Annotated in this window: 22 protein-coding genes; 10 read left to right on the forward strand and 12 right to left on the reverse strand. The window is 39.5% G+C overall.

The window, feature by feature from the left end; translation table 11 throughout:
* Positions 1 to 20 precede the first annotated feature (20 nt).
* The 3 genes from ACYIB7_RS06525 (at position 21) to ACYIB7_RS06535 (ending at position 1,893) form a co-directional block, all read left to right on the forward strand.
* A complete protein-coding gene (locus ACYIB7_RS06525; RefSeq protein ID WP_234999421.1) occupies positions 21 to 395 on the forward strand; it encodes an endonuclease/exonuclease/phosphatase family protein in 375 nt (124 codons plus the stop codon).
* Between the two features lie 186 nt (positions 396 to 581).
* Positions 582 to 1,232, forward strand: coding sequence for a DUF4136 domain-containing protein (locus ACYIB7_RS06530; RefSeq protein ID WP_099462976.1), 651 nt, complete (start codon positions 582 to 584; stop codon positions 1,230 to 1,232).
* Positions 1,233 to 1,263: 31 nt separating this feature from the next.
* Entirely contained in the window at positions 1,264 to 1,893 is a 630-nt protein-coding gene (locus tag ACYIB7_RS06535; protein WP_103984326.1) for an outer membrane beta-barrel protein, read from the forward strand.
* 102 nt (positions 1,894 to 1,995) lie between these two features.
* Here ACYIB7_RS06535 and ACYIB7_RS06540 read toward each other — a convergent pair whose 3' ends face one another.
* The 4 genes from ACYIB7_RS06540 to ACYIB7_RS06555 are packed head-to-tail and all read right to left on the reverse strand — an operon-like array spanning position 1,996 to position 5,240.
* A complete protein-coding gene (locus ACYIB7_RS06540) occupies positions 1,996 to 2,715 on the reverse strand; it encodes an HAD family hydrolase (protein ID WP_480338363.1) in 720 nt (239 codons plus the stop codon).
* A gap of 5 nt (positions 2,716 to 2,720) precedes the next feature.
* On the reverse strand, positions 2,721 to 3,638 hold the full coding sequence (locus ACYIB7_RS06545; protein WP_103984328.1) for a CDP-alcohol phosphatidyltransferase family protein: 918 nt from the start codon (positions 3,636 to 3,638) through the stop codon (positions 2,721 to 2,723).
* 30 nt (positions 3,639 to 3,668) lie between these two features.
* The gene (locus ACYIB7_RS06550; RefSeq protein ID WP_480338364.1) at positions 3,669 to 4,526 is read right to left on the reverse strand and encodes an ATP-grasp domain-containing protein; all 858 of its coding nucleotides are present in this window, start codon (positions 4,524 to 4,526) and stop codon (positions 3,669 to 3,671) included.
* 15 nt (positions 4,527 to 4,541) lie between these two features.
* Positions 4,542 to 5,240 (reverse strand): nucleotidyltransferase family protein, encoded by a 699-nt coding sequence (locus tag ACYIB7_RS06555; RefSeq protein WP_103984330.1) that lies wholly within the window; start codon positions 5,238 to 5,240, stop codon positions 4,542 to 4,544.
* Between the two features lie 206 nt (positions 5,241 to 5,446).
* On the opposite strand from ACYIB7_RS06555, the gene lpxZ reads away from it, so the two are divergent.
* The 3 genes from lpxZ (at position 5,447) to ACYIB7_RS06570 (ending at position 11,953) form a co-directional block, all read left to right on the forward strand.
* Positions 5,447 to 6,721, forward strand: coding sequence for an LpxZ family protein (gene lpxZ / locus ACYIB7_RS06560; RefSeq protein ID WP_200817985.1), 1,275 nt, complete (start codon positions 5,447 to 5,449; stop codon positions 6,719 to 6,721).
* A gap of 484 nt (positions 6,722 to 7,205) precedes the next feature.
* Positions 7,206 to 8,462 (forward strand): Gfo/Idh/MocA family oxidoreductase, encoded by a 1,257-nt coding sequence (locus ACYIB7_RS06565; RefSeq protein WP_099462971.1) that lies wholly within the window; start codon positions 7,206 to 7,208, stop codon positions 8,460 to 8,462.
* Positions 8,463 to 8,494: 32 nt separating this feature from the next.
* Complete coding sequence (locus tag ACYIB7_RS06570; RefSeq protein ID WP_480338365.1) at positions 8,495 to 11,953, forward strand: 3-keto-alpha-glucoside-1,2-lyase-like domain-containing protein; 3,459 nt, start codon at positions 8,495 to 8,497, stop codon at positions 11,951 to 11,953.
* A 69-nt stretch (positions 11,954 to 12,022) separates the two neighbouring features.
* Here the strand turns inward: ACYIB7_RS06570 and upp are convergent, their stop codons facing one another.
* Entirely contained in the window at positions 12,023 to 12,676 is a 654-nt protein-coding gene (upp, locus tag ACYIB7_RS06575) for a uracil phosphoribosyltransferase (protein ID WP_103984349.1), read from the reverse strand.
* Positions 12,677 to 12,761: 85 nt separating this feature from the next.
* Entirely contained in the window at positions 12,762 to 13,052 is a 291-nt protein-coding gene (locus ACYIB7_RS06580; RefSeq protein WP_099462968.1) for an HU family DNA-binding protein, read from the reverse strand.
* Positions 13,053 to 13,270: 218 nt separating this feature from the next.
* Here ACYIB7_RS06580 and murB point away from each other — a divergent pair, with 218 nt between their 5' ends.
* Together murB and ACYIB7_RS06590 are read left to right on the forward strand one after the other, a co-directional pair.
* On the forward strand, positions 13,271 to 14,284 hold the full coding sequence (gene murB, locus ACYIB7_RS06585) for a UDP-N-acetylmuramate dehydrogenase (RefSeq protein WP_103984332.1): 1,014 nt from the start codon (positions 13,271 to 13,273) through the stop codon (positions 14,282 to 14,284).
* Positions 14,284 to 15,045 carry an MBL fold metallo-hydrolase gene (locus ACYIB7_RS06590; protein WP_103984333.1) on the forward strand — a complete coding sequence of 254 codons (762 nt, stop codon included), beginning with the start codon at positions 14,284 to 14,286 and terminating at the stop codon, positions 15,043 to 15,045. The genes murB and ACYIB7_RS06590 overlap by 1 nt, the downstream gene beginning before the upstream one ends.
* 5 nt (positions 15,046 to 15,050) lie before the next feature.
* On the opposite strand, the gene ACYIB7_RS06595 is transcribed toward ACYIB7_RS06590, so the two are convergent.
* From ACYIB7_RS06595 to pheS, 4 genes are all read right to left on the reverse strand, one after another.
* On the reverse strand, positions 15,051 to 15,941 hold the full coding sequence (locus ACYIB7_RS06595) for a hypothetical protein (RefSeq protein WP_103984334.1): 891 nt from the start codon (positions 15,939 to 15,941) through the stop codon (positions 15,051 to 15,053).
* A 5-nt stretch (positions 15,942 to 15,946) separates the two neighbouring features.
* Positions 15,947 to 16,585, reverse strand: coding sequence for an endonuclease III (gene nth / locus ACYIB7_RS06600; protein WP_103984335.1), 639 nt, complete (start codon positions 16,583 to 16,585; stop codon positions 15,947 to 15,949).
* Positions 16,586 to 16,587: 2 nt separating this feature from the next.
* Complete coding sequence (gene crcB, locus ACYIB7_RS06605) at positions 16,588 to 16,974, reverse strand: fluoride efflux transporter CrcB (protein ID WP_103984350.1); 387 nt, start codon at positions 16,972 to 16,974, stop codon at positions 16,588 to 16,590.
* Positions 16,975 to 17,042: 68 nt separating this feature from the next.
* A complete protein-coding gene (pheS, locus tag ACYIB7_RS06610; RefSeq protein WP_103984336.1) occupies positions 17,043 to 18,062 on the reverse strand; it encodes a phenylalanine--tRNA ligase subunit alpha in 1,020 nt (339 codons plus the stop codon).
* A gap of 325 nt (positions 18,063 to 18,387) precedes the next feature.
* Between pheS and ACYIB7_RS06615 the strand changes: the two genes are divergently transcribed.
* Positions 18,388 to 19,671 carry a hemolysin family protein gene (locus ACYIB7_RS06615; protein ID WP_103984337.1) on the forward strand — a complete coding sequence of 428 codons (1,284 nt, stop codon included), beginning with the start codon at positions 18,388 to 18,390 and terminating at the stop codon, positions 19,669 to 19,671.
* Between the two features lies 1 nt (position 19,672).
* On the opposite strand, the gene ACYIB7_RS06620 is transcribed toward ACYIB7_RS06615, so the two are convergent.
* Together ACYIB7_RS06620 and ACYIB7_RS06625 are read right to left on the reverse strand one after the other, a co-directional pair.
* The gene (locus ACYIB7_RS06620) at positions 19,673 to 20,359 is read right to left on the reverse strand and encodes a potassium channel family protein (RefSeq protein ID WP_103984338.1); all 687 of its coding nucleotides are present in this window, start codon (positions 20,357 to 20,359) and stop codon (positions 19,673 to 19,675) included.
* 14 nt (positions 20,360 to 20,373) lie between these two features.
* Entirely contained in the window at positions 20,374 to 22,194 is a 1,821-nt protein-coding gene (locus ACYIB7_RS06625; RefSeq protein WP_480338366.1) for a TrkH family potassium uptake protein, read from the reverse strand.
* 164 nt (positions 22,195 to 22,358) lie between these two features.
* On the opposite strand from ACYIB7_RS06625, the gene ACYIB7_RS06630 reads away from it, so the two are divergent.
* Positions 22,359 to 23,849 (forward strand): xylulokinase, encoded by a 1,491-nt coding sequence (locus ACYIB7_RS06630; protein ID WP_103984340.1) that lies wholly within the window; start codon positions 22,359 to 22,361, stop codon positions 23,847 to 23,849.
* The last annotated feature ends 2 nt before the right edge of the window (positions 23,850 to 23,851 follow it).

Genomic DNA, 23,851 nt, shown 5'->3' on the forward strand with positions numbered 1-23,851 from the left:
TATATCAGGCTAAAGAAAGCATGAATTCTCAAGAAGGTACGGAAGCCGCATTCCAACTGGCTTTTCAAATGAAAAAAAATTTCGTATTACGTGCTATGCAGGCCGATTTTGTTCGTCAACAGATAGATAATAGTACGGGAGATATTATTGTATGTGGCGATTTTAACGATACTCCGGCTTCTTATGTATATAATCATATAAAAGGAAACCTGACGGATGGTTTTCGTGATTCAGGTTCCGGATTTGGATATACATTTCGTGAATTGAAACGAATCTTTAGAATTGATTATATTTTTTATTCCGGAAGCTTTGAAGGTTTACGTTATGATTCTCCAAATTTGCCGTGGAGCGACCATAAACCTGTTGTTTGTATGATTCGTAAGAATGTTTTGTAATAAATTGATTTATAGTTGTTTGATTTCTATTTAACAAGGGTTTAAGAATCTTGTAAATTGTTCTTCCTTGTTAATTAACATAAGCTCGAGAAAACCTTCACAACCTTTTTTTATCTCTTCTTGTTTCAATAGTGACTTATATATAAGCACAAATAATAGTATAAACTGTTTTAAACGTTGAATGAGATGAAAAAGATTTTTCCTTTATTTCTGTTGGTTCTTTTACTGGCTTCTTGCCAGAAAGACCCGGATATGTCAAAACTAGACAACGACTTCCTTGTATTTACAAATTATGACAAGGACGCGAATTTTGCATCATTTAGTACATTTTATGTTCCTGATAGCGTATTGGTAATAGGTGATAATGAAAAGCCTCAGTACTGGACAGCCAATGAAGCAGACGATATTATCACGACACTCGTGAAAAGTATGGAAGCCCGTGGTTTTACACGTACAATGGAAAAGGATGATGCAGATCTTGGTTTGCAGGCTTCTTATGTAGAAAACACGCATTATTTTGCGGACTATAATGATAATTATAACTATCCGTACTGGTGGTGGAATTATCCTGGATATTGGAGACCTGGTTACTGGGGACCAAGCTGGGGCGACTGGTATTATCCGTATCCTGTAGTTTACAGCTATAGTGTAGGTTCATTACTTGTTGAAATGCTGGATTTGAAAGTTCCGGCTCCAACGGCAACCAATTCTAAATTGCCTGTATTATGGACTGCTTATATGAGCGGTTTGTTATCCGGTTCAAATAAACTTGATATTCAGTTGAGTGTTCGTGCAATCGAACAGGCATTTGTACAATCTCCGTACATCAAGAAATAAATAAATGCGAATTAGTAAAAGTTTGAGTTCTATGAAAAAGATAAGTAAATCAATAAAATTAGTCGCTTTACTTGTAGCCTGTTTAGCGATTCCGTCTCTGGCTGGCGCCCAGGTTGTAAAGAATGCATATTTTAATATTGACTGGCAGGTGAATTCTCCGTTCGGTCAAGATTTCTCCGATAAGACCAGTGGCTGGGGAGCACACTTTGAAGGTGGTTATTATTTTACACCGAATATTTCAGGAGGATTATTCCTGTCATATCATACAAATAATAAGTATATTGACCGTCAGACTTTGCCGGTAAGTTCTACTTCTGTAATTACTGCCGATCAGCAGCATTCTATCTTCCAGTTACCTTTTGGTGCTGTGTTCCGTTATAACTTTGCCCCGGAAGGCCAATTCCAACCTTATTTAGGTGCCGGATTAGGTGCAAGCTATAGTGAGATGTCTTCCTATATGAATGTTTTGAAGGTTTACGATCGTAACTGGGGTTTCTATCTTTCTCCCGAAGTCGGTATGAATATTTACTTTACACCTCAGAAACAATTCGGCGTACATATCGCAGCCTATTATAATTATGCAACAAACAAAGGTGAAGTCTTGAATTATTCGGTTGACGGACTGAATAACTGGGGTATTCGCTTAGGTGTTGCCTTCTAAATGGAAAGTTTGTTCTTTTAAGTGTTTTATGTAGTTTAGGGAAACGGAAGGCTTGGTTATAAGCCTCCCGTTTTTTGTTTGTGGATAGGTATAGTTTTTCAACTAGTGAAAAAAAATCTTGATTTGTGAAAAGTCGGATATAATGGCATCTGCCGTTTCATCTCCTTTATAAGCACTCCATCCGGTACTTTTTAACCAGATTGTCTGGCAACCAATATGTGTCGAAGGTATGATGTCTTTATCATAAGAATCTCCGATAACGACAATGTTTTTTGCCGGTAAATTTAATTTTTTTATTCCTAAATTAAAAATGGCCGGATCGGGTTTTCTAATTCCAACAACTGCCGATTCTATAATTGATTTGAAAAGATGATCCAATTTAAAATCTACTAGTACCGATTCTATGTTACCGTAAAAGTTAGATACTAACACTAATGGATATTGTCCGGATAATTCGTTAAGAATAGGGCGTGCAGCATCAATTGCTTTTTGCGCATACGAATAGCACCAATCTGCAATTTTATTTTTCACTTCTATTGTAGCCCATTCGTTAGATAAATATCCTTCTTGTTCAAGCCATTTAATTTGCAGGCCTGCTTTTATATGAAGCATATCCAGAAAATTATGGTGTGGTTGAACCAATGGATTTTTACCCATTGTTCTCTCGCCAAAAACATAAGCTTCGCGGAATACATCTTTGGAGACTGGTATTTGAAAAGCTTCATAAGCCATCCATATTACTTCAGCCCAATGCATTCCATTGCTGTCGATTGTTCCACCATAATCGAATATGATACCTTTTACTTGTTCCGGATTAAACATATTATTTAAGATTGGGATTGGAGTTCTTTACTGAATATACTGCAGAAGCGCTCATGTGTTGCAATCATATAAACCAACATGATGTTCAGGACTGTTAGCTCGAATACAAAATATAACCATGGCATATTGATAAATAAACTTACAAATAAAGCTATCACGCGTGTATTGAACGATAGCATATTTGTATACTTCATTAAAGGAAGACTTTTTTTCCTGAAAGAAATACGGAACCATTCCGGTGCTTCATCTTTATATTTTGTACGGATAAGATTCATCATTTGCTGGAATTTGGGAGTCAACTTTTCTTGTCCGACCGTATAATTAATGTAGAAAGTCTCGAATAATTTATAGATGAAATCCTTCTTCCAACTTAGCTTCGTATAATTTTCTTTTAAAATCGGAGAATATGATAATTCGCTGCCAGACTTTCCCTTTAGGAATAACAGATGAATATTTCTGTAATAATCTGCCATGGCAGCTTGTTTACTGTGGAAAAATCCGGTAACGGCTGCTAATATCCATATCCAAATACCCCATGTAGGTGTTAATCGTAAACAAATGGCAGCATAAATAGAGATAAACCAAAAATCGCCGGCAGTTCCATCTAAAATACGTCCCAAAGGTGTCTTTTTGCCAGTCATACGAGCCAGTTGGCCGTCTGCACTGTCGTACGAATTTGCCCATACCAGCAGTAACATACCAATGATATTGATAACTAAGCTCTGATAGTAAAAACAAATGCCGGCGGCAATGCCGATGAATATACTTGCTATGGTTATACTGTTAGGGGAAACTCCGAATTTATTAAAAAAGAGTGCCCATTGATAACCGATTGGGCGATAAAAATGTATATCTATAAACTCTTCGGTATCCATCGATTTTAAGGTCGATGCCAACTCCGGAGATATGTTTTTTTTATTCATAAACAGATGATTTTAATTCGAAAAGCTGTGTTATTCCGTTATTAAATCCAGAATACGTTTTGCAATATGGGGAGCAGCATCATCCCTGCAGGGGGCGAAGCTAGGCCAGTCATTAAAGTCTATTAACCGGATATCTCCGCCTTCCGACACAATGCAATCTCCGCCGTAAATGTGAATGTTCAATACTTTTGCCGCATCATTGCACATTTGCTGAAGCTGCGCTTCAGCAAAGGGTATACCCTTTGCTGTTCCATTAATAACTTCTAATCCGAATTTGCTATGGTGTAAATTTGACGGATAGAACCAGTAAAAGAAATCGGTTCCTGTTACACCATAAAATTTGATTAAATCTCCAACCAGATGTTCGTTAATTACTGCCGTAGGTATTCCGCGTATTGCATATTCTTTTAAAATACTTTTTGCTTCCTCCGGATTACGGACGTATGTTACGTCTTCGCGGTGAATGGCATGGAAGTCGCCTCTTTTTATCCAACAATTATAAAATCCTGCATTTTCCAATGCTTCGGTTGGGTCTTCATTTGTAGGTAAAATCAGACTGTTAGGGTGTGAAATATGATTGGACATCAATAATCGTGTCATTTTTTCACGAGTGCAGTTCTCTATACCATAACCGGAGTTAACAATGAAGTAACCATTGTTTTCCATTTGTTGCAACTTATGGATAGATTGCCAGTCGCGAACCATGTTGAAGATGGCTTTTTCGCGGATGTCTTTTGTAATTAAATCAGATTCGATGTATTCGTTTACGGTGCAACCTAACCGGCGTAAATGTTCTGCTGCCAATGAGAAAATAGCGGCGTCATTGCCTATATGGTTCGGCGAAAATTGGTTTCCTCTGCGAATACCTGCAATAACTAATTCGTTCATGTTATGCTGTATATGTTATGACTTAAGAAATTGTTCGGCCTTTTGAATGTCTTCCGCATGGTCTACATCAACAATCTTGCTGAAAGGATATGCCTTTAGTTTTAAACCTTCGGCAATTAGTTGACGCTGATAGTTGCGCATGCGCGACATACCTTGACTTATCGAATTATTTAGTACAGCCAGACCGGTGCGTTTTAAACAATATATACCTCCCGATATGTACCGGCAGTTGTTATTGTTTTTGTCCAGAAAATTACGGATCATAAGATCCTTATCTGTTTCAACATAAAGCGGCTTTTCATCATCGATAAAATCTGTTACGGCCATAAGTCCGTCCAACTGGTCGTTTTCCTGGAAAGCTTGTATATATTTGCTGAATTCTTCTTCTTTAAAGATTGTATCTACAGTTGTGAGACACACGTTGTTTCCATCCAGAAAATGACTTAACTCGTAAAAACTGTGCATAGAGCTAGGTGTAGATTTTACTAGCAGATAGAACGGAACAGGTAATTGTAGTTTATTTAGATATTCTTGTACTTCTGTCATCTCTTCATTTACGATGATGTTTATAGATGAAGCGTTATTCTTCAAGAATACGTCTATTAAACGATCAATCAAAGTGACACCATTTAGTTTGACCAACGGTTTTGGCCATTTCACACCTTCTTGCGCTAATCGAGAACCCTCGCCTGCAGCAATAATTGCATAATCCATTTGTAACCTTCCAAAATTTGAATAATCGCGCAAAATTACAATATTTTGGTGAATGAATTAGGCCATATATGTAATATAATTGGTCAAAACTGTTATTATTCATCTAAAAATAGTAATAAAAAAGGTGTGATGGCAAAAGTTCCATTTCCATATTTATATTTGTTACTGTATTTTTCTTACGTTTGCATGAAATTTATAAAAGACAAATGAAGACTTCCATTTTTGTTCTCTGTTCCAGGTTGGCTGTATTATCAATTTTAGCTTGTTTCTCTGCTAAGGCCGGGAATAATTTGCAGGATCAATCTTCTGTGGATTCTTCAGGCATCAACAATTTGGTTTTCAAATCAGATTATAAAATAAATCCGGATAAAAAAGGAGAATTGTTATTTCAGTTAGATAATATAAATTTCTTCAAGGATAATGAGTATTCGACATCTTTGATGAAAGGATATTCTCTTCCTGGGCTTTGGGTGCAGCCTAAATTAGTTTATTATCCGCTTAAAAATATAAAACTGGAATTAGGAGCTCACCTTCTTCGTTATTGGGGCGCAAATAAATATCCGAATATGGCATATCAGGATATTGCGAACTGGAAGGGAGACCAGTATCAGAAAGGATTCCATGTGTACTTGCTTTTTCGTGCACAGGTAGCTTTGTCTAAACATGTTAATATCGTTTTGGGGACTTTGTACGGAGGCGCAAATCATAATTTAATCGAGCCTTTATACAGCCCTGAGTTGAATTTAACCGCTGATCCTGAAACCGGTCTTCAACTATTATATAATTCCCGTTTGCTGGATTTGGACATATGGGTGAATTGGGAAAGCTTTATTTTTCGTGAAGATGTACATCAGGAAGCATTTACTGTTGGGCTATCCACGCGTTTTAAGCTGAATCGTCCCGAATCCCGTTTTCATTTCTATATTCCGATACAAGGGTTAGCCCAGCATAGAGGGGGGGAAATCGATACATTATTTACAAATTCGGTTCAAACTCTGATGAACGGTGCCGCCGGAGTAGGGGCAGTGTGGAATATCAATCATCCGGTCTTTAAGAATGTAAATGTGGAATTGGATGGTACGGGATATTATCAGCAAGCCGGAGAGTTATGGCCATTTAACAGCGGTGCAGGACTTTATGCACGTGCTTCCGCCGATATCTATGATTTTCGTGTAAAGACATCCTATTTTGCGTGCCATAATTTTATTTCAATGTTTGGTCTTCCTTTTTATGGAGCTGTTTCTACAAAAGAAAAAGATGTTACCTACGAAAACCCAAAGATGCTTTACTGGGGAATAGAATATGCACATAGTTTTGGAAAAGGTTTTTCTTTGGGTATAGATTTGGATATATATAGAAGACTGTTTTGTAATAAAATTGGCGGAGAATATGAATATCCAAAGGATGATGGTCCCAGTACTAGTTTCTCGGCTGGAATATATTTACGTATAAACCCTTCTTTTTTGTTGAAGAAGTTCTGATCCTTTTTCAAAATGATCCCGATCATTTTTATAAATCATCAGGATGTTTTTCTTAAATCATCGGGGACCTGTTTTTAATTGTATCCGGAAGGGATTTTGATTTCTTCCGAGAGAAATTGATTTTTCTTTCGGATGGGAGCTTAATTCTGTTCTTTTGTTATTAAGAATTTTTGTTTGCTAATAATTTGCTAATTTAATACAGTTATTTTTAAATTTGCGACTTGTTTGTATATGAGTAAATACTTTAAGCGGATATGGATTCTTGCAACCGTGAATTTATCTGCAGTAATAACTGAACTGAAGAAACAGAATTTTCAGGGTTCACTTACTATTGAGTGTGAGTTAGAAAGAAAACAGCGCGAATAGATTATTAAAACGCGCGAATATCTGCAGAATTTGTAGGATAATTAATATCTTTGCTACAATTCATTTAAAATAATAAAATAATTAATCAATTAATCGGTATAATATTAGATTTATTACCATGAGGACAAATAGAAGAGACTTTCTAAAAACATTGGGAGGAGTTGCGGCTTTTACCATTGTGCCACGTCACGTGCTGGGAAACGGGTTTATTGCCCCGAGTGATCAGTTGACAAAAGGTATTATTGGTACAGGCGGTATGGGATGCGGCCACGTAAATTATGCAGGAACACGTTTGGTTGCCGTTTGTGATGTAGATAAGAACCACTTGGAAACAGGAAAACATCTGGTAAGCGATAAAATTGCAGCTTATCATGATTTTCGTGATTTAATTACCGATCCGAATGTAGATATCGTACATATAGCAACGCCACCTCATTGGCATGGCTTAATGTCTGTAGAAGCTGCGAAAGCAGGGAAGGATATTTGGTGTGAAAAGCCGATGACCCGTACCATAGGTGAAGGTAAGCGTGTTATGGAAGCCGTAAAGCAATACGGAAATATGTTCCGTTTGAATACCTGGTTTCGTTTTGCCGATCCGTTCTATGGATTGGGAACTCCGGTTAAACCATTGAAAAAATTAGTTCAGAGTGGTATGTTAGGCTGGCCTTTGAAGGTAACGATCAGCAAGCATACCGGTTTTGACTGGAAATTCTTCTGGGTAGGAAAAGAATATCTTGAACCGGAATCTGTTCCTGCAGAATTGGATTATGATATGTGGTTAGGGCCGGCGCCATATAAACCATATAATGCACATCGTGTACACCAGACATTCCGTGGTTATTGGGATTATGATGCAGGTGGTTTGGGTGATATGGGACAACATTATATCGATCCTGTACAATATATATTAGGTAAAGATAATACCAGCCCTGTTAAAGTAGAGGTTGATGCTCCGCAACAACATCCGGATGCGGTTGGAACTTGGCGTTCTATAACTTATACTTATGATGATGGCTGCCAGATTGTATTATGGGGTGGTGATTACGGAAATCCTGACACACCTTATATATCAGGTCCTAATGGCAATGTTTATAAAAACTTTGTTTGCGATATTCCTAATTGGGAAAAGAAATTATCCGATTATCCGGAGCCGGAACCTCAGGTTACGGACTTTATAGAATGCGTTAAGACACGCCAACCGTTTGCTTTGAACGAACGGAATGGTTTCCGCTCTGCGACGATTGTAAACATGGGTGGTATTGCTCTTCGTTTGAATCGCACTTTGAACTTCGATCCTGTTAAATTGGAATTTATTGATGACGAAGCTGCAAATCGTTTATTGGATCAGCCAATGCGTGCTCCGTGGAATATCTGATGAATTAAATTGTAAATTGAATATTGTAAATTATGAAAAAAGTATATTTATCAATCAGCACTTTGCTTTTGTGCGGAAGCATGCTGATGGCACAATCGCCGGCAAACCGCACATCTAAGACTGTGGCGGCCGATGTGTTGGCTCAGATGCCTGCTGCACAACAAGCTGAATATAATAAGTTAATTGGCGACCTGAGTGCTGCCGGAGAAGATGCGGTTATGACTTTGGTTGATATGATTAATGCACCGGGTAAAGGAAGCAATGCAAAGGTGGATTATGCTTTGAGCGGACTTTCTCATTATGTAATGGCAAAAGGAAATGAGAATTCCCGTTTGGTTACGGCTAATGCTTATCTGAAGGCACTTGACAAAGTGAGCGATCGTGAGGCTAAAGCATTTATTATCCGTCAACTGCAGATAATTGGCAAAGATGAGTGTATTGAAACCTTGGCTACTTATTTGAATGATGAAAGTTTGAGTGGCCCGGCTGCACGTGCATTGTCATCAATAAATAGTGAAAATGCCGGAAAAACTTTATTATCGGCATTGATGCGTCGTTCGGGTACACCGAAAACTCAGAAGGATATTGTTCAGGCTATTGCCGTTGCCCAGGTAGATGGTTCGGAAGCTGCTTTGAAAGCCTTATTGGGTTCATCGGATGAAAACATGCAGAAAGAGGTGCTATATGCGTTGAGCCGTGTAGGAACAAAAGCTTCCCTGAAAGATTTGGCGGAAGCTGCTGCAAAGGCTAATTACACGATGGAAAAAACCGGTGCTAATGAGGCATATATCGCTTTGATAAAACGAATAGCAGGGCAGGGTGATATAAAAGATGCAGAAAAGGCAGCAAATGATTTATTGAAAAAAGCTACAAAAGCTAATAAAACGCAGAGCCGCGATGCCGCATTACAAATTTTGTTATCGTTGCAGAATGCAGATGTGGCAAAACTCGTTCAGGCTGCTTTAAAAGATGCTAATAAAGAATATCGTAATGCTGCTTTGAGTTATGCTTCCGATTATGCTAATAAAGAATTATATGTTGAGCTGGCTAAAAATATGGTAAAAGCCAAACCGGAGGTAAAGGTAGATATTCTGAATTGGTTAGGACGTGAAGCAAAAAGACCTTCACAACATGATATAATACAGAACCTGGATTTGCGTTTTGATTTACCATTCCGTCAGGTGTTGGTTGAACAGGCAGGTAATGCTGATTATAATGTGAAAGAAGCTGCTGTTTGGACTATGGTTAAGATTGGAGATAATTCATATATACCGGTTTTGTCCAATTTGCTTACAAGTAATGACAAACAAGTTATCTTATTAGGCCAGGATGCTTTGGCTGCTTTTCCGGGTGATATAGATAATGCGGTTGCAAAAGCAATTTCTTCATCAACAGATGCCGGAAAGATTGCAGGTTTGGAGTTGTTGGCTATGCGTAAAGCGGACGGAACTCTGAATGCAGTGTTAGAACAAATAAAGTCTGGTTCTCCGGAAGTAAAAACGGCTGCATATAAAGCATTGAAAGACGTTGTTTCTGAAAAAGACTTTACACAGATGTGCGGAATGTTGGAAACAGCAGATGCAAATGCAATTGCCCCGATTCAGCAAGCTGTAATTGCTTCTATTGCTAATTTGCCTGTATCCGGGCAGGTTTCTAATGTTACCCGCCGTATGCTACAGGCTGGTGAGAGCAAGAAGTATTTGTATTATATCGTATTAGCTTCGACAGGAGATAAAGATGCTTTGGCAACGATTGTTTCCGGAGTTAAAAATGGCCGGAGTACAGCAAAAGATGCTGCTTTGGAAGCATTGCTGAGCTGGAAAGGCATTGAAGCTGCCGACGAATTATTTGCAATTTGTCAGGGAAATCCTTCAAGCCAGGTATTCGATAAAGCCCTTGCCCGTTATGTGCAGTTGGTTTCAAATCCTGCATTTACCGGTGAAAACCGTTTGCTGAGTTTACGCAAGGCGATGGATATAGCAAAGACAGATGCCCAGAAAGTTGAAATTCTGAAACAGATAGAAAAAACCGGAACATTCCTTGCTTTGTTGTATGCCGGTGAGTTTTTGGATCAGAAACCTCTACAACAGGCAGCAGCCAATGCTGTTATGAATATTGCTTTAAATAATAAGGATTATACGGGTCAAAATGTAGAAGCTTTGCTGAATAAAGTAATGCAAGTGCTGGATAATCCGGATGCCCATTATCAGAAAGAGGCTATTAAGAAGCATTTGTCTGAAATGACGAAGACTGAGGGCTTTGTTTCTCTTTTCAATGGAAAAGATTTGACAGGCTGGAAAGGTTTGGTTGAAAATCCGATAGTTCGTGCTAAAATGAAACCGGCACAGCTTGCCAAAGCACAAGAAAAGGCAGACGAAATGATGCGCCGTGATTGGAAAGTTGAAGACGGATTACTTGTATTTGAAGGTACAGGTTATGATAATTTATGTTCGGAAAAACAGTATGGCGATTTCGAAATGTATGTAGATTGGATGCTTGATCCTGCAGGTCCTGAAGCAGATGCGGGTATTTACTTGCGTGGTACGCCTCAGGTTCAGATTTGGGATACTTCCCGTGTAAATGTTGGAGCTCAGGTGGGTTCAGGCGGCTTGTATAACAATCAGGTTAACCCGAGTACACCATCTAAGGTTGCTGATAATAAACTGGGAGAATGGAATACATTCTATATAAAGATGGTTGGTGACCGTGTAACCGTTGTTTTAAATGGCGAAAAGGTGGTTGATAATGTAATTCTGGAAAATTACTGGGATCGTAAACTTCCTGTTCCGGCAATCGACCAGATCGAATTGCAGGCTCATGGTAGCAAAGTTTACTATCGTAACATCTATGTAAAGGAGTTGGAACGTCAGGAACCGTATAAGCTTTCTGCAGAAGAAGCAAAAGAAGGTTTCAAAGTCTTGTTTGACGGAACTAATATGCACGAATGGACAGGAAATACAGTTGACTATACTTTGGAAGATGGTTGTATTTCTATGATTCCGAGTAAAAGTTTCGGTGGTAACCTTTATACTAAAAAAGAATACGGAAACTTTGTTTATCGTTTTGATTTTCAGTTGACCCCCGGTGCTAATAATGGCGTTGGCATCCGTACACCGATGAATGTAGATGCAGCATATAATGGTATGGAAATCCAGATTTTGGATTGTGAGAATCCTATATACAAGGATATTACTCCATTACAACATCATGGTTCCGTATATGGTATTATTCCTTCTCAACCAAATCATCACGAAGTCATTAAGCCGGTTGGCGAATGGAATACGGAGGAAATTGTTGCCGATGGCGATCATATCCGCGTAACAGTTAATGGTGTTGTGATTCTGGACGGTAATATCCGTGATGCAGTAAAGAATGGTACACCTGACGGTAAGCAACATCCGGGATTGTTCAATAAGAAAGGACATATCGGTTTCTTAGGCCATGGTTCTCCGGTGAAATTCCGTAATATCCGTATAAAGGAACTGAAATAGTACTTATGTAATATACATAAAAAAGAAAAGCGGCTGATTAAGGCCGCTTTTCTTTTTATATATTTGTTGTTATTCTTTTTCTCCGAAAGCTAAATCTCCGGCATCTCCCAATCCGGGAACTATATAAGAATGTTCATCCAGCTCTTCGTCGAGTGCAGCTACCCAGACAGTGGTTTTGTCATCCGGCATTTTATGTTGAATATATTCTAACGCCTGTCTGCTTGCTATGATAGAAGCAACATGGATATGTGCAGGATGTCCTTTGGTAAGCAAGGCCTCATAAGCCAGTTCCATTGAACTGCCGGTAGCCAGCATCGGATCAGTGATGATAAGTGTCTTATTTGTTATTCCGGGAGAAGCGATATATTCGATATGAATATCGAAATTTAAACGATCTTTATATTTACGATATGCGGAAACAAATGCGTTTTCGGCATAATCCAAATAACTTAGGAAACCTTGGTGGAAGGGAAGGCCGGCGCGCAAAATAGTACTGATTACTATTTGGTCGTCCGGTGTACTTGTAGGCGCAATGCCTAAAGGCGATTGGATATTTTTTGTACTGTAGGTAAAATCCTTACTTATTTCATAAGCCATTATTTCACCAATTCGTTCAACGTTCCTGCGGAAACGTAAGCTGTCTTTCTGGATATTTACATCCCTTAGCTCTGCTATAAACCGGTTGAGGATCGAATTTGATTCTCCGAGATTTACTATTTTCATACCTCTGAATTTCTCGGTTTCAAAAATAGTAAATATAGAAATACCTGCCAACAATTCAATTAAGTTATTGGCAGGTATATTGGGGTTATGCCTTTTTGAGGTGGGCGTTCATTGCCTCCAATAAAAATTTACCCGGTTTGAACTTTACAGTCGTACGTGCCGGAATCATTACAGGAGTTCCTGTTTTGGGATTTCTGGCTAAACGTTGCGTTTGTGCTCTTGGAGTAAGTGTACCAAAACCTATAAGTGCAATTTCTTCGTTTTTCGACATTTGTTCTGTAACGATTTCAATGTATGCATCTAATGCTTTTTTAGCTTCTTGTTTTTGCATTCCGGCTTTGCTGGCCAATGCGTCGATAAGTTCTGCTTTGTTCATGTGTGCTCTTGTTTTTGATTATTTGACATTTACAAAGGTACATCCTGATCTGGATTTATCAGTTCCTTTATCCGGATATACGATTTTGTTTGCGTTTCTTATTAAACAAGGCTTATGCGTATTTGTTACGATTAGAGAAACAAAAAACGTTAAGTAATGTTTAGTTGCGGAATACGAAACAATGTCTTAATTTTGTCAGGTTATAAAAATAATAAGAGATGAAAATAGAACAGAATTACTCGCTGGAAAAACATAATACATTTCATATACCTGTGAAAACACGTTGGTTTATGGAGTATGATAGTGAAGACGACCTGGAACGCATATTGCGTGATGAATATTTTCAGGAATGCCTATCGCTTCATATCGGGAGTGGGAGTAATCTTCTGTTCTTAAATGATTACAATGGCATAATCCTCCATTCTAATATAAAAGGAATCCATCTGGCAGGGGAGACAGAGAAGAGTGTTCTGCTCCGTGTCGGTGCTGCCGAAAAATGGGACGATGTTGTTGCCTATGCCGTATCTAACGGTTGGGGAGGAATAGAAAATTTGTCTTTGATTCCTGGTGAAACAGGCGCCGCTGCCATTCAGAATATCGGTGCATATGGGGCCGAAGCAAAGGATGTTATAGAGACAGTAGAAGCTTACAACCAGCTATCTTTCCAAAAGCGTATCTTTACTAACCAGGAATGCGAGTATGCGTATCGGACAAGCTATTTTAAGAATGAGCATAATGATCCGCATATTATAACCTATGTGAATCTGCGTTTACAAAAAAATCCTCAGTTTTCTATTAATTATGGGAACTTGAAGGAAGAACTTGCCAAATATCCCGGAATAACTTTATCCACGATACGCGAGGCTATAATTACTATACGTAAAGAGAAATTACCTGATCCTGAAATAATGGGTAATGCCGGTAGTTTCTTTATGAACCCGGTTATTACTACGGATCATTTCGAGAAATTAAAAGTAAACTATCCTTCTATTCCTTCTTATCCGTCTTCGGATGGTAAAATAAAGGTTCCTGCAGGGTGGTTGATCGAACAGTGTGGTTTTAAAGGTAAATCCCACGGTACGGTTGGGGTTTATGAGAAACAGGCTTTGGTATTGGTTAATTTAGGTGACGCAAGAGGGCATGAGATAGCTTTGGTTGCCGAAAGTATTCGCACGGCTGTGAATGAACGTTTCGGAATAGAACTCGTTCCTGAGGTTAAATATGTAGGATGATGAAAATAACTTTTCTTGGAACCGGCACTTCCACGGGTGTTCCTGAAATTGGTTGCCAGTGTGAAGTCTGTACCAGCAAAGATCCGCGCGACTGGCGTTTGCGTACTTCTGTTTTGGTTGAAACCGGAGGGAAGACGATATTATTGGATTGCGGCCCGGATTTCCGTTGGCAGATGATTACAAATAAAACATACCATCTGGATGCCGTTCTTATTTCCCATGAACATTATGATCACGTTGGCGGTTTGGATGACTTGCGTCCTTTCTGTCGTGTACGTGGTGTTGATATTTATGCCGAAGATTATGTGGCTGAAGCAATAGAGACACGTATTCCGTATGCTTTCAGGATACATAAATATCCGGGTGTTCCTAATTTGGAATTACATCGTATTGGTATGGAACCATTTGAAGCGGCGGGTCTTTCTGTTATTCCTATCCGTGTTATGCATGGCAGACTTCCGATTTTAGGGTATCGTATAGGCAATATGGCTTACCTTACGGATTTGAAGTATCTGCCGGAAGAAGAATATGCAAAGTTGGAAGGATTGGATATGTTGATTATAACGGCGCTTCGAAAGGAAGATCAGCCTCATCCTACGCACGAGACATTGGGAGAAGCGCTTGTTAATATAGCCCGTATTGCTCCTAAAGAGTCATACCTTATCCACATGGGCCACAGGATTGGGTTGCATGCAGTGGTGGAAAAAGAGCTTCCTCCTCATGTCCATCTTGCTTATGACGGACTAAAGGTTGGGTTGTAAAGGTATTACATCGGGCTGCATCCGGTATAATATACCATGTTGTCGTCATGATATATTTCCGGTGTGATATGTAATTGGGGAAAGACCGTTTCGATTCTTTTAGATAGTGTATCGGCCATTTGGTTGTATAGTGTATCTAATGATGCGAAGTAGGGCTGACTTCCGAAGCAACATACTTTACCTTCGTTTGTAAATACATCTGCCAGTAACCATTTGTCATGTATACGCCATTGAAGAGAATCGTTGAAATTGACATATAAATCCAGTTTGTTTGCCGGAACAATAAGGTTTAATGGCGCATGTATATCGGCCAGTTGCTGTGTTTTATCAAGCTCTTTTGTAATTGACCTTTTATTTTTTATTTGTTGTTGGGCTACAGATTCCAATAGTTTCTTACTGTAACTGGCAACGAAAACTCCCTGGTATTGGTAATATCCGAAAAACTGTCTTCCGGATTCGGGGTAATAAGTGAAGGTTATTCCGTCTTTTACTGTTTTTTGCGGACTGTATATCCCTAAAAGAGGCTTCAACACTTCTTTTTCTATTAGTAAATCGAATCCTCCGTCTGCATGAGTGTACATAACAATACCTTGTGAATGAAACGAAAACAGAGTAGAAGGCATGGAAGGTGTTTTTTGCAAAATGGATAGGTAGATGTCCGGCAGGTAAGAAGAGAAAATATCGTGTAGCTGTTGATGCTTAAGGATTACGTTCGTCAGTACAGCTGGTTTGTTGACAGCAAGTAACGCATTGGGTTCAGGAGCAATCAGGCTGTATAAATCCGTCTGGACAGCCGTCTTTTCTTCTTCCATGGTTCCGAAGAAGAACCAGACTGCCAGTATTGTAGCCATGACTACTACAATGCAGACGATTATTTCCTGTTGGTAAGCTTTCATTTATTTCATGGCTGCTTCAAAAAGTATTTACACCAAGGCTTTAATCCGCATGTTTCGCATTTTGGCTTTCTGGCAATACAAACATATCTGCCATGCAAAATCAGCCAGTGATGGGCAATGGGAATGAGCTCTTGTGGTATATGTTTTACTAATTCCTTTTCAGTTTCCAAAGGCGTCTTGCTATTGTCTGTCAACCCAATCCGGTTAGATACACGGAATACATGAGTATCAACAGCCATAGCCGGTTTCTCATAGACTACAGAGGCTATTACGTTTGCAGTTTTTCGTCCGACGCCGGGCAGCTTTTGCAGTTCGTCTATGTCGGAAGGAACGATGCTTTTGAAGTCGTTGACTAACATCTTGGCCATTCCGACAAGATGCTTGGCTTTATTGTTTGGATAGGAAACACTTTTTATGTATTCATAAACCACTTCAGGCGTAGATTCCGCCATTACTTCCGGTTCGGGAAATGCTTCGTACAATGCCGGAGTAATCATGTTTACCCGTTTGTCTGTACATTGTGCGGAAAGGATAACTGCTATTAATAATTCGTATGGATTTTTGTAGTGCAATTCTGTTTCGGCAACCGGAACATTTTCTTTGAACCAGTTCAATACTCCTTTATATCGTTCTTCTTTACGCATAATTATTTTATTAAAGTCAATGTATTCTTACCCAGTAATAATCCCAGGAAGACTGCTAATAAACCTAATATGTTACTTGCAAAGATATTAATTAATGCGAGTTTATATTCCCCCGTCCTCATTAAAGTTAGGGTATCTAATGTAAAAGATGAAAATGTGGTGAATCCGCCGAATAATCCGGTGAAAAGAAATGCACGTGTGTTAGGAGAAAAACTGAACGCTTCGGCAAGGCTCCAACAAAAGCCTATCAGAAAAGAACCGATTACGTTTACGGAAAGGATTCCGAAAGGAAAGGAGTAAAGCATCGCCTTTTGTACCCACGTGGAAACTCCATAGCGTAGTGCCGAACCGATAGCTCCTCCTGCAATTAAAAGTAAAACCTTTATCATAATCCCTGTGTGTTTTCCCCGGGCCGGGTTAAAAGCCCGGGGCATGGTAAATGATTTAGGTTTTCAACTTAATTGGCTGATTCAAATTCTCTCAGGAAACGAACGTCGTTTTCCGAGAACATACGTAGGTCTTTAACCTGGTATTTTAGGTTTGTTATACGTTCTATACCCATACCTAAGGCATAACCTGAATATACTTTACTGTCGATGCCACAGTTTTCAAGCACATTCGGGTCTACCATTCCGCATCCCAGTATTTCTACCCATCCGGTTCCTTTGCAGAACGGACAACCTTTTCCGCCGCAAATGTTACATGAAATATCCATTTCGGCAGATGGCTCGGTAAATGGGAAATAAGACGGACGCAGGCGGATTTTCGTATCCGGGCTGAACATTTCTTTTGCAAAGAACAACAAAGCTTGTTTCAGATCGGCAAAAGAAACGTCTTTGTCCACATATAATGCTTCTACCTGGTGGAAGAAACAGTGGGCGCGATAAGATATTGCTTCGTTACGATATACACGTCCCGGGCAGATAATACGGATAGGCGGTTCCTGCTTTTCCATAACGCGGGTCTGTACCGACGAAGTATGCGTACGTAATAATACATCCGGATTATGTTGTATGAAGAAGGTATCTTGCATATCGCGTGCAGGATGATCTTCGGCAAAATTCAGGGATGAGAATACATGCCAGTCGTCTTCAATTTCAGGACCTTCGGCAATACTGAATCCCAGTCTTCCGAATATGTCGCATATTTCTTTCTTAACGATTGAAAGCGGGTGGCGCGTTCCCAATTCAATAGGATAAGCCGTACGGGTCAGATCGATGTCGTCATCAACAGTCTGTACGTTTTCAAATCGTTCTTTAAGTTCGTTTATTTTGTTCTGAGTGGTTTCCTTCAGTTCATTAAGGAATTTACCAACCTCTCGCTTCTGGTCGGCAGCTACATTGCGGAAATCATTCATCAACAAGGATATTTCACCTTTTTTACTGAGGTATTTTATACGCAAAGCTTCGATCTCTTCAGCATTTGCCGCTTTCATATTCTCTACTTCCTGAAGTAGATCCTTAATCTTATTGATCATTGCTAATCCTTTTTGTATTCAGCGGGCAAAGGTACTTTTTTCTCTTGGATAGTGCAATTGATATGAGATGTTTTTTCTTTTTTATTGCCGGTCTATTATTAAGTTGACAATTATCGGCCGCTTAGTTGATAGTCGTCGGCCATACGGTTGACAATTGTCAGCCGCTCGGTTGATAATTATCAACTTATTTCAGGACAGGACAGATACAGACACCGTTCTATTGAATATCAAGCTTGATATTTATTAATCTTTAATATTTCAAAGGATTGGCAGGGATTGATATTTATTTTATCTTCGCCCCCAGCAAATATTTCAATTATAGTAAATGGAAATAGTCATAATTATTGGCCTTATCGTTTTAAATGGTGTTCTTTCTATGTCTGAAATTGCTCTGGTATCCGCTCGCAAGGCCCGTTTGGAGATGGAAGCAAAACGTGGAAACAAATCGGCAAAGAAAGCACTACAGTTATCTAATGAGCCGGATAAGTTTTTATCCACAATCCAAATCGGCATTACGTTAATAGGTATATTGACCGGTTTGTATTCGGGTGAAGCTTTTGCAAAAGATTTTGCCGATCTGATTGCGGTTAACCTTGTCTTGCAGCCGTATGCTTTGGGAATTGCTAAAACCACAATTGTTATTATTGTAACCTACCTTACTTTGATATTCGGCGAACTAGTGCCTAAACGTATCGGTATGGGATATGCAGAGCGGGTATCAATGTTGATAGCCCGCCCGATGAATATACTATCTTTAATAGCCTCTCCGTTTGTATGGTTGCTTGCTAAGAGTACAGCTATTACAATGAAGGTAACCGGAGTAAAAACAAATGAAGAAAACAGGGTGACGGAGGAAGAAATCAAAGCTATAGTGAAAGAAGGATTTGATGGAGGAGAAGTTCAAGAGGTAGAACAAGATATTGTTGAGCGCGTATTTAACTTGGGCGATCGGAATGTAGGCTCCATTATGACTTACAGGAGCGAATTGGTTTGGTTGGACATAACCGATAGTATAGAGGAGATTCGTAAGAAAGTTCAAGAAAACTTGTTCAATATTTATCCTGTTTCCTCTGAAAAGTTTGATAATGTATTAGGTGTCGTTTATCTCAAGGATTTGTTTGGGCGTATCGATGCACCGGATTTTTCCTTGTCACAGGTGATTCGTCCGGCTCAATTTGTTCCTGAAAATCAAAGTGTGTACAATGCTTTGGAACAGTTTAAACAGGCACGTGTGAAATATGCTATTGTAACGGATGAATTTGGAGGTATTCAAGGTATCGTTACATTAAAAGATATTATGGAAGGACTTATAGGCCAAGTGCCGGAGCTGGGTGAAGAGCCGGAGATCGTCCAGCGTGCCGATGGTACATGGCTGATGGATGGCCAGCTGTCGTTTTACGATTTTCTGGAACATTTTGATTTGGAAGATCTTTATGCCGAGCATGATTATAATACATTAAGCGGCCTTATACTCGAAATACTGGAACATGTTCCGAAAACAGGTGAAACATTTTCCTGGTTAAACTTCGAATTTGAAATCATCGATATGGACGGGGCACGTATAGATAAGGTGCTGGTGAAACAATTGGATTCGCCAGCAAAACCTTGATTTATATTTCCGAAAGCTTATGCAATACTTCCATCCGGCCGAACAAGATCAGGATGTCGTTTTCTTCAATGACAATTTCGTCGGTAAGATGATCTATAACGGTGTATTGCGTTTGCTTAAGCCCGATCAGGTTCCGTATTTCTTTGGCGCGTTCAACTCCCACTAAGCGTACGCCGAAGTTCTCTTCAAAATTAATGGTGCCGATACTTTGCCCAACTAATGCGGAAGGCGTTTTTATCTGGTAAAGATGATGTGTTTCGGTAACCTGATACCAGTGTTTGAACAGATTGCCCAATAATGCTTGCGAAGCATAATTACCAGCAAAATCTTGTTCGGGAGTGATTATTTCTTCTACACCTATGGCACGTATTACGGTTTCGTGGATAGATGAGATGGAACGTACAATCAGTTTGCCTGCATCCAAGCTTTTGAGTAGGGAAACAGTTTGTACGGAGGTTCCGAAATCTTTGCCGTATGTTACAATAATAGCATCCATTTCTGTCAATGGAAGCGTACTTAATGCTTCGCGGTCGGTCGTGTCTAGCGCAATGGCTCCGGATATGGCTTGCTTTACCGAGTCTACCCGATGAAGGTCTATATCCACGCCGATAACTTCGTTGCCAATGCGTGTAAGGTTCTCAGCAATGGAGCGCCCCAGGTTTCCTAATCCGATAACTAGATATTTCATAAGTATATTATTTATTACATGAGTATATTTTCTTGTGGATACGTATAATTCTTCTTTGTATATTCTTTGCATAAACTATAGAAGAAGGTAAATACACCAATACGTCCGATCAGCATGGTGCAGATAATGATAATCTTTCCGGATTCTGAAAGTGTCGGGCTGAAATCCAAACTAAGTCCTACTGTGCTTAAAGCCGAAGTTGTTTCGAATATTAAAGTGAATATCGGAGCATCTTTTTCGGTATAAGACAATATCCATACGGCAACGCTCAAATAGATGAAGTATAAAACGATAATGGCAAAAGCCCTGCGTATTGCAAAAGGAGCTATTTCCCGTTTACGGACTTCTACTTTTTCTTTTTCCCTGGCGGAATTGTAGGTCGTAACCAATGCAACGAAAACGGTGGTAACTTTTAGTCCGCCGGCTGTAGACATCGGGCCGGCACCAATCACCATCAGGATAAGCGTGAGCATCAATGTAGGAGGTGCTAATGTTGTCATATCTGCAACGTTGAACCCTGCAGTTCTGGGGGTAACAGCTCCTAGAAAGGCATTAGCCAGCTTTTCTTTCCAGGGAAGTCCGCTCAATGTATTATTGATTTCAAAGAGCAAATAAAAGGCGGTTCCTCCGATTAATAGCACCAAGGTACATATTACGACGATATACGTGTGTATATTGATAATACGGGGAGTATGAATATAGTGTTTTTGTTGTCCAAGCAGAATTTTTATCCAGTTGAGTAGCTGATGATGCAATAACTTTAAGTAATTAAATACGATAGGGAAACCTAATCCGCCGAGAACAATCAGCAGTGCAATCCATACATGAAGGTTGGGTTTGTGGACGACCAAAGGATTGTATAAGTTATCACTCAGTGTAGAAATCCCGGCGTTACAGAAGGCGGATATAGCATGAAAGACTGAAAAGAAAATCTCCTGTGTTATGCCTCCCGGAATAGATCCCCTGATATCCAGATAAATCAGATAAGCTCCGATTCCCTCAATGAAAAGGGTAACGAAAAGGATATTGATAATAACCTGAAACAAACCTCCTATACGATCTTCATTCAGCATGTCTTTTAACATCATCTTGCTGATGAATGAAGATTTGCCCATGAATGAGAGTGCAAAAAAACTGGTAAATGTCATTACCCCGATTCCTCCGATTTGTATTAACAGCATGATGATGATAAGCCCGGTTTGTGTGAATGTAGTGCCTACGTTTACGGTTGTCAGTCCGGTTACACAAACTGATGTTGTAGCAGTAAACAAGGCATCTAAGAAGTGAATGCCGTGGTGTGTTGCATTAGGTAACATAAGGAGCCCGGCTCCGACTAAGATGACAAATACAAAGCTTAACAAGAACAGTAAAGATGGCTTTATGTGGCTTTGCATTAATGTGAAAGTCTGTCTCGACAAATGTATTGTGCCGAGTAAAACCATTAAGATATATACGAATATCGGACTTGTCATAAAAGACAGGTAAGGCAAAGATTGCGCAATAGCTTCTCTGAAGAATATCTTGGCAGATAAGACAGCAAAGAGTAAGAAATAAATGCTGATATCCAGATAAAGCATCTTTTCCTGTATCACGTCTTTGAAACGTGTAAAATAACGAAGTGTAATACCTATAAAGAAGCCCATTAATATAGAGAGCCGGGCTGTATAAAGGAGTTTTGCGATTTCGGGAGTCTGTACGAATCCGAATTGATAAATAAGAACAAAAAAAGATGCTATGGAAGCTAATAAAATAATGCCTTCAGCCAAACCGTTGATTATCCCTTTTATTTTCGCCCAGAAAATCCGGAGTGAAAAATAAAGCTGCCTTAAGTCCATATAAATGATCTTTTTTTATTGTTAAAAACAAAAGTATTAATAAAACCGCTATTACGCGAATAATGTTGAGAATTGTTTATATTTGCACGCCTCTTAAATCGGTAACAAGGAAAAACACAAGTGAAAGATTTTCAAGTATAATCAAGAATTAATTCAATATAAAAATGTATTTGTTAGGATGTGACATTGCTAGTTCTTCTGTTAAAGTATCTATTGTAGATGAAGAAAGCGGACAGACTATCGCTTCGGATTTTTATCCGAAGGAGGAAGCTCCTATAAAAGCTTTAAGGCCGGGTTGGGCAGAACAAAATCCGGATGATTGGTGGAATTATTTAAAGATTGCTGTTAAAGGCGCATTAGAGAAAGCTCCGGTTTCGGGAAGCGATATAAAAGCGATAGGTATTTCTTACCAGATGCATGGTTTGGTTGTGGTTGATAAAAAGATGGAAGTATTGCGCCCTTCCATTATCTGGTGCGATAGTCGTGCTGTTCCTTATGGTGAGAGAGCTTTGCGGACTATTGGAGAAAAGCAATGTTTTTCGCATTTGCTTAATTCTCCCGGAAACTTTACTGCTTCAAAACTGGCTTGGGTGAAAGAGTATGAACCGCAGTTGTATAAATCGATATATAAGATAATGTTCCCCGGCGACTTTATTGCCATGCGAATGACTGGCAGTATTGTGACTACGGTATCCGGTTTATCGGAAGGAATATTCTGGGATTTTGAGAAAGACGCATTGTCTGAAGATTTGATGGATTACTTCGGATTCGATAGAGATTTGATTCCTGATATACGTCCTACCTTTGGTTTGCAGGGCGAACTGCTTGGTTCGGTAGCTGCGGAACTGGGGCTGAAGAAAGGAACACCGGTTACTTACCGTGCCGGAGACCAGATAAATAATGCATTATCACTAAACGTGCTAAACCCGGGGGAAATTGCTGCAACGGCAGGAACTTCGGGAGTGGTGTACGGAGTAAACGGAAAAGTAAGTTTTGACACTTCTTCCAGGGTAAATACGTTTGCCCATGTCAACCATTCGTTAAACAATCCGCATTTGGGCGTATTGCTGTGCATAAACGGTGTAGGCATACTTAATTCGTGGATAAAGCGGAATGTGGCTCCCGAGGGAATTAATTATGATGAACTGAACGAGCTGGCTGCAACTGTGCCTATTGGTTCCGAAGGGCTTTCCGTATTGCCTTTTGGAAATGGTGCCGAACGTATGTTGCAAAATAAGCAGATCCATTGTTCTATGCACGGATTGAACTTTAATATACACAATAAGGCACATATTGCACGTGCAGCCCAGGAAGGTATTGTCTTTTCATTCAAATACGGAATGGATATAATGAATGAAATGGGAATAGAAATCGAGATAATTCGTGCGGGCAATACAAATATGTTTTTAAGTCCTATTTTCCGGGATGCTTTGGCAGGAGTAACAGGCACTGTTATCGAACTGTATGATACAAACGGAGCTGCAGGTGCTGCAAAAGGTGCTGGTATCGGTGCTGGTATTTATAAATCGGCGGAAGAAGCATTTGCCTCTTTAAAGAAGATCGATGTCATAGAGCCAGACGGACTGAAGGCCGATAAATATTGCGGTGCTTTTGATATTTGGAAAGACCGGCTGAATAAAGAATTGACTGTTTAAAA

This window comes from Parabacteroides sp. KHUB-03 (assembly GCF_056640975.1).

What these genes read in the sequence shown, in the direction of transcription:
- ACYIB7_RS06525 (WP_234999421.1), top strand. Translation starts at nt 21, where the DNA reads ATGAATTCTCAAGAAGGTACGGAAGCCGCATTCCAACTGGCTTTTCAA.
- ACYIB7_RS06530 (WP_099462976.1), top strand. Translation starts at nt 582, where the DNA reads ATGAAAAAGATTTTTCCTTTATTTCTGTTGGTTCTTTTACTGGCTTCT.
- ACYIB7_RS06535 (WP_103984326.1), top strand. Translation starts at nt 1,264, where the DNA reads ATGAAAAAGATAAGTAAATCAATAAAATTAGTCGCTTTACTTGTAGCC.
- ACYIB7_RS06540 (WP_480338363.1), bottom strand. Translation starts at nt 2,715, where the DNA reads ATGTTTAATCCGGAACAAGTAAAAGGTATCATATTCGATTATGGTGGA.
- ACYIB7_RS06545 (WP_103984328.1), bottom strand. Translation starts at nt 3,638, where the DNA reads ATGAATAAAAAAAACATATCTCCGGAGTTGGCATCGACCTTAAAATCG.
- ACYIB7_RS06550 (WP_480338364.1), bottom strand. Translation starts at nt 4,526, where the DNA reads ATGAACGAATTAGTTATTGCAGGTATTCGCAGAGGAAACCAATTTTCG.
- ACYIB7_RS06555 (WP_103984330.1), bottom strand. Translation starts at nt 5,240, where the DNA reads ATGGATTATGCAATTATTGCTGCAGGCGAGGGTTCTCGATTAGCGCAA.
- lpxZ (WP_200817985.1), top strand. Translation starts at nt 5,447, where the DNA reads ATGAAGACTTCCATTTTTGTTCTCTGTTCCAGGTTGGCTGTATTATCA.
- ACYIB7_RS06565 (WP_099462971.1), top strand. Translation starts at nt 7,206, where the DNA reads ATGAGGACAAATAGAAGAGACTTTCTAAAAACATTGGGAGGAGTTGCG.
- ACYIB7_RS06570 (WP_480338365.1), top strand. Translation starts at nt 8,495, where the DNA reads ATGAAAAAAGTATATTTATCAATCAGCACTTTGCTTTTGTGCGGAAGC.
- upp (WP_103984349.1), bottom strand. Translation starts at nt 12,676, where the DNA reads ATGAAAATAGTAAATCTCGGAGAATCAAATTCGATCCTCAACCGGTTT.
- ACYIB7_RS06580 (WP_099462968.1), bottom strand. Translation starts at nt 13,052, where the DNA reads ATGAACAAAGCAGAACTTATCGACGCATTGGCCAGCAAAGCCGGAATG.
- murB (WP_103984332.1), top strand. Translation starts at nt 13,271, where the DNA reads ATGAAAATAGAACAGAATTACTCGCTGGAAAAACATAATACATTTCAT.
- ACYIB7_RS06590 (WP_103984333.1), top strand. Translation starts at nt 14,284, where the DNA reads ATGAAAATAACTTTTCTTGGAACCGGCACTTCCACGGGTGTTCCTGAA.
- ACYIB7_RS06595 (WP_103984334.1), bottom strand. Translation starts at nt 15,941, where the DNA reads ATGAAAGCTTACCAACAGGAAATAATCGTCTGCATTGTAGTAGTCATG.
- nth (WP_103984335.1), bottom strand. Translation starts at nt 16,585, where the DNA reads ATGCGTAAAGAAGAACGATATAAAGGAGTATTGAACTGGTTCAAAGAA.
- crcB (WP_103984350.1), bottom strand. Translation starts at nt 16,974, where the DNA reads ATGATAAAGGTTTTACTTTTAATTGCAGGAGGAGCTATCGGTTCGGCA.
- pheS (WP_103984336.1), bottom strand. Translation starts at nt 18,062, where the DNA reads ATGATCAATAAGATTAAGGATCTACTTCAGGAAGTAGAGAATATGAAA.
- ACYIB7_RS06615 (WP_103984337.1), top strand. Translation starts at nt 18,388, where the DNA reads ATGGAAATAGTCATAATTATTGGCCTTATCGTTTTAAATGGTGTTCTT.
- ACYIB7_RS06620 (WP_103984338.1), bottom strand. Translation starts at nt 20,359, where the DNA reads ATGAAATATCTAGTTATCGGATTAGGAAACCTGGGGCGCTCCATTGCT.
- ACYIB7_RS06625 (WP_480338366.1), bottom strand. Translation starts at nt 22,194, where the DNA reads ATGGACTTAAGGCAGCTTTATTTTTCACTCCGGATTTTCTGGGCGAAA.
- ACYIB7_RS06630 (WP_103984340.1), top strand. Translation starts at nt 22,359, where the DNA reads ATGTATTTGTTAGGATGTGACATTGCTAGTTCTTCTGTTAAAGTATCT.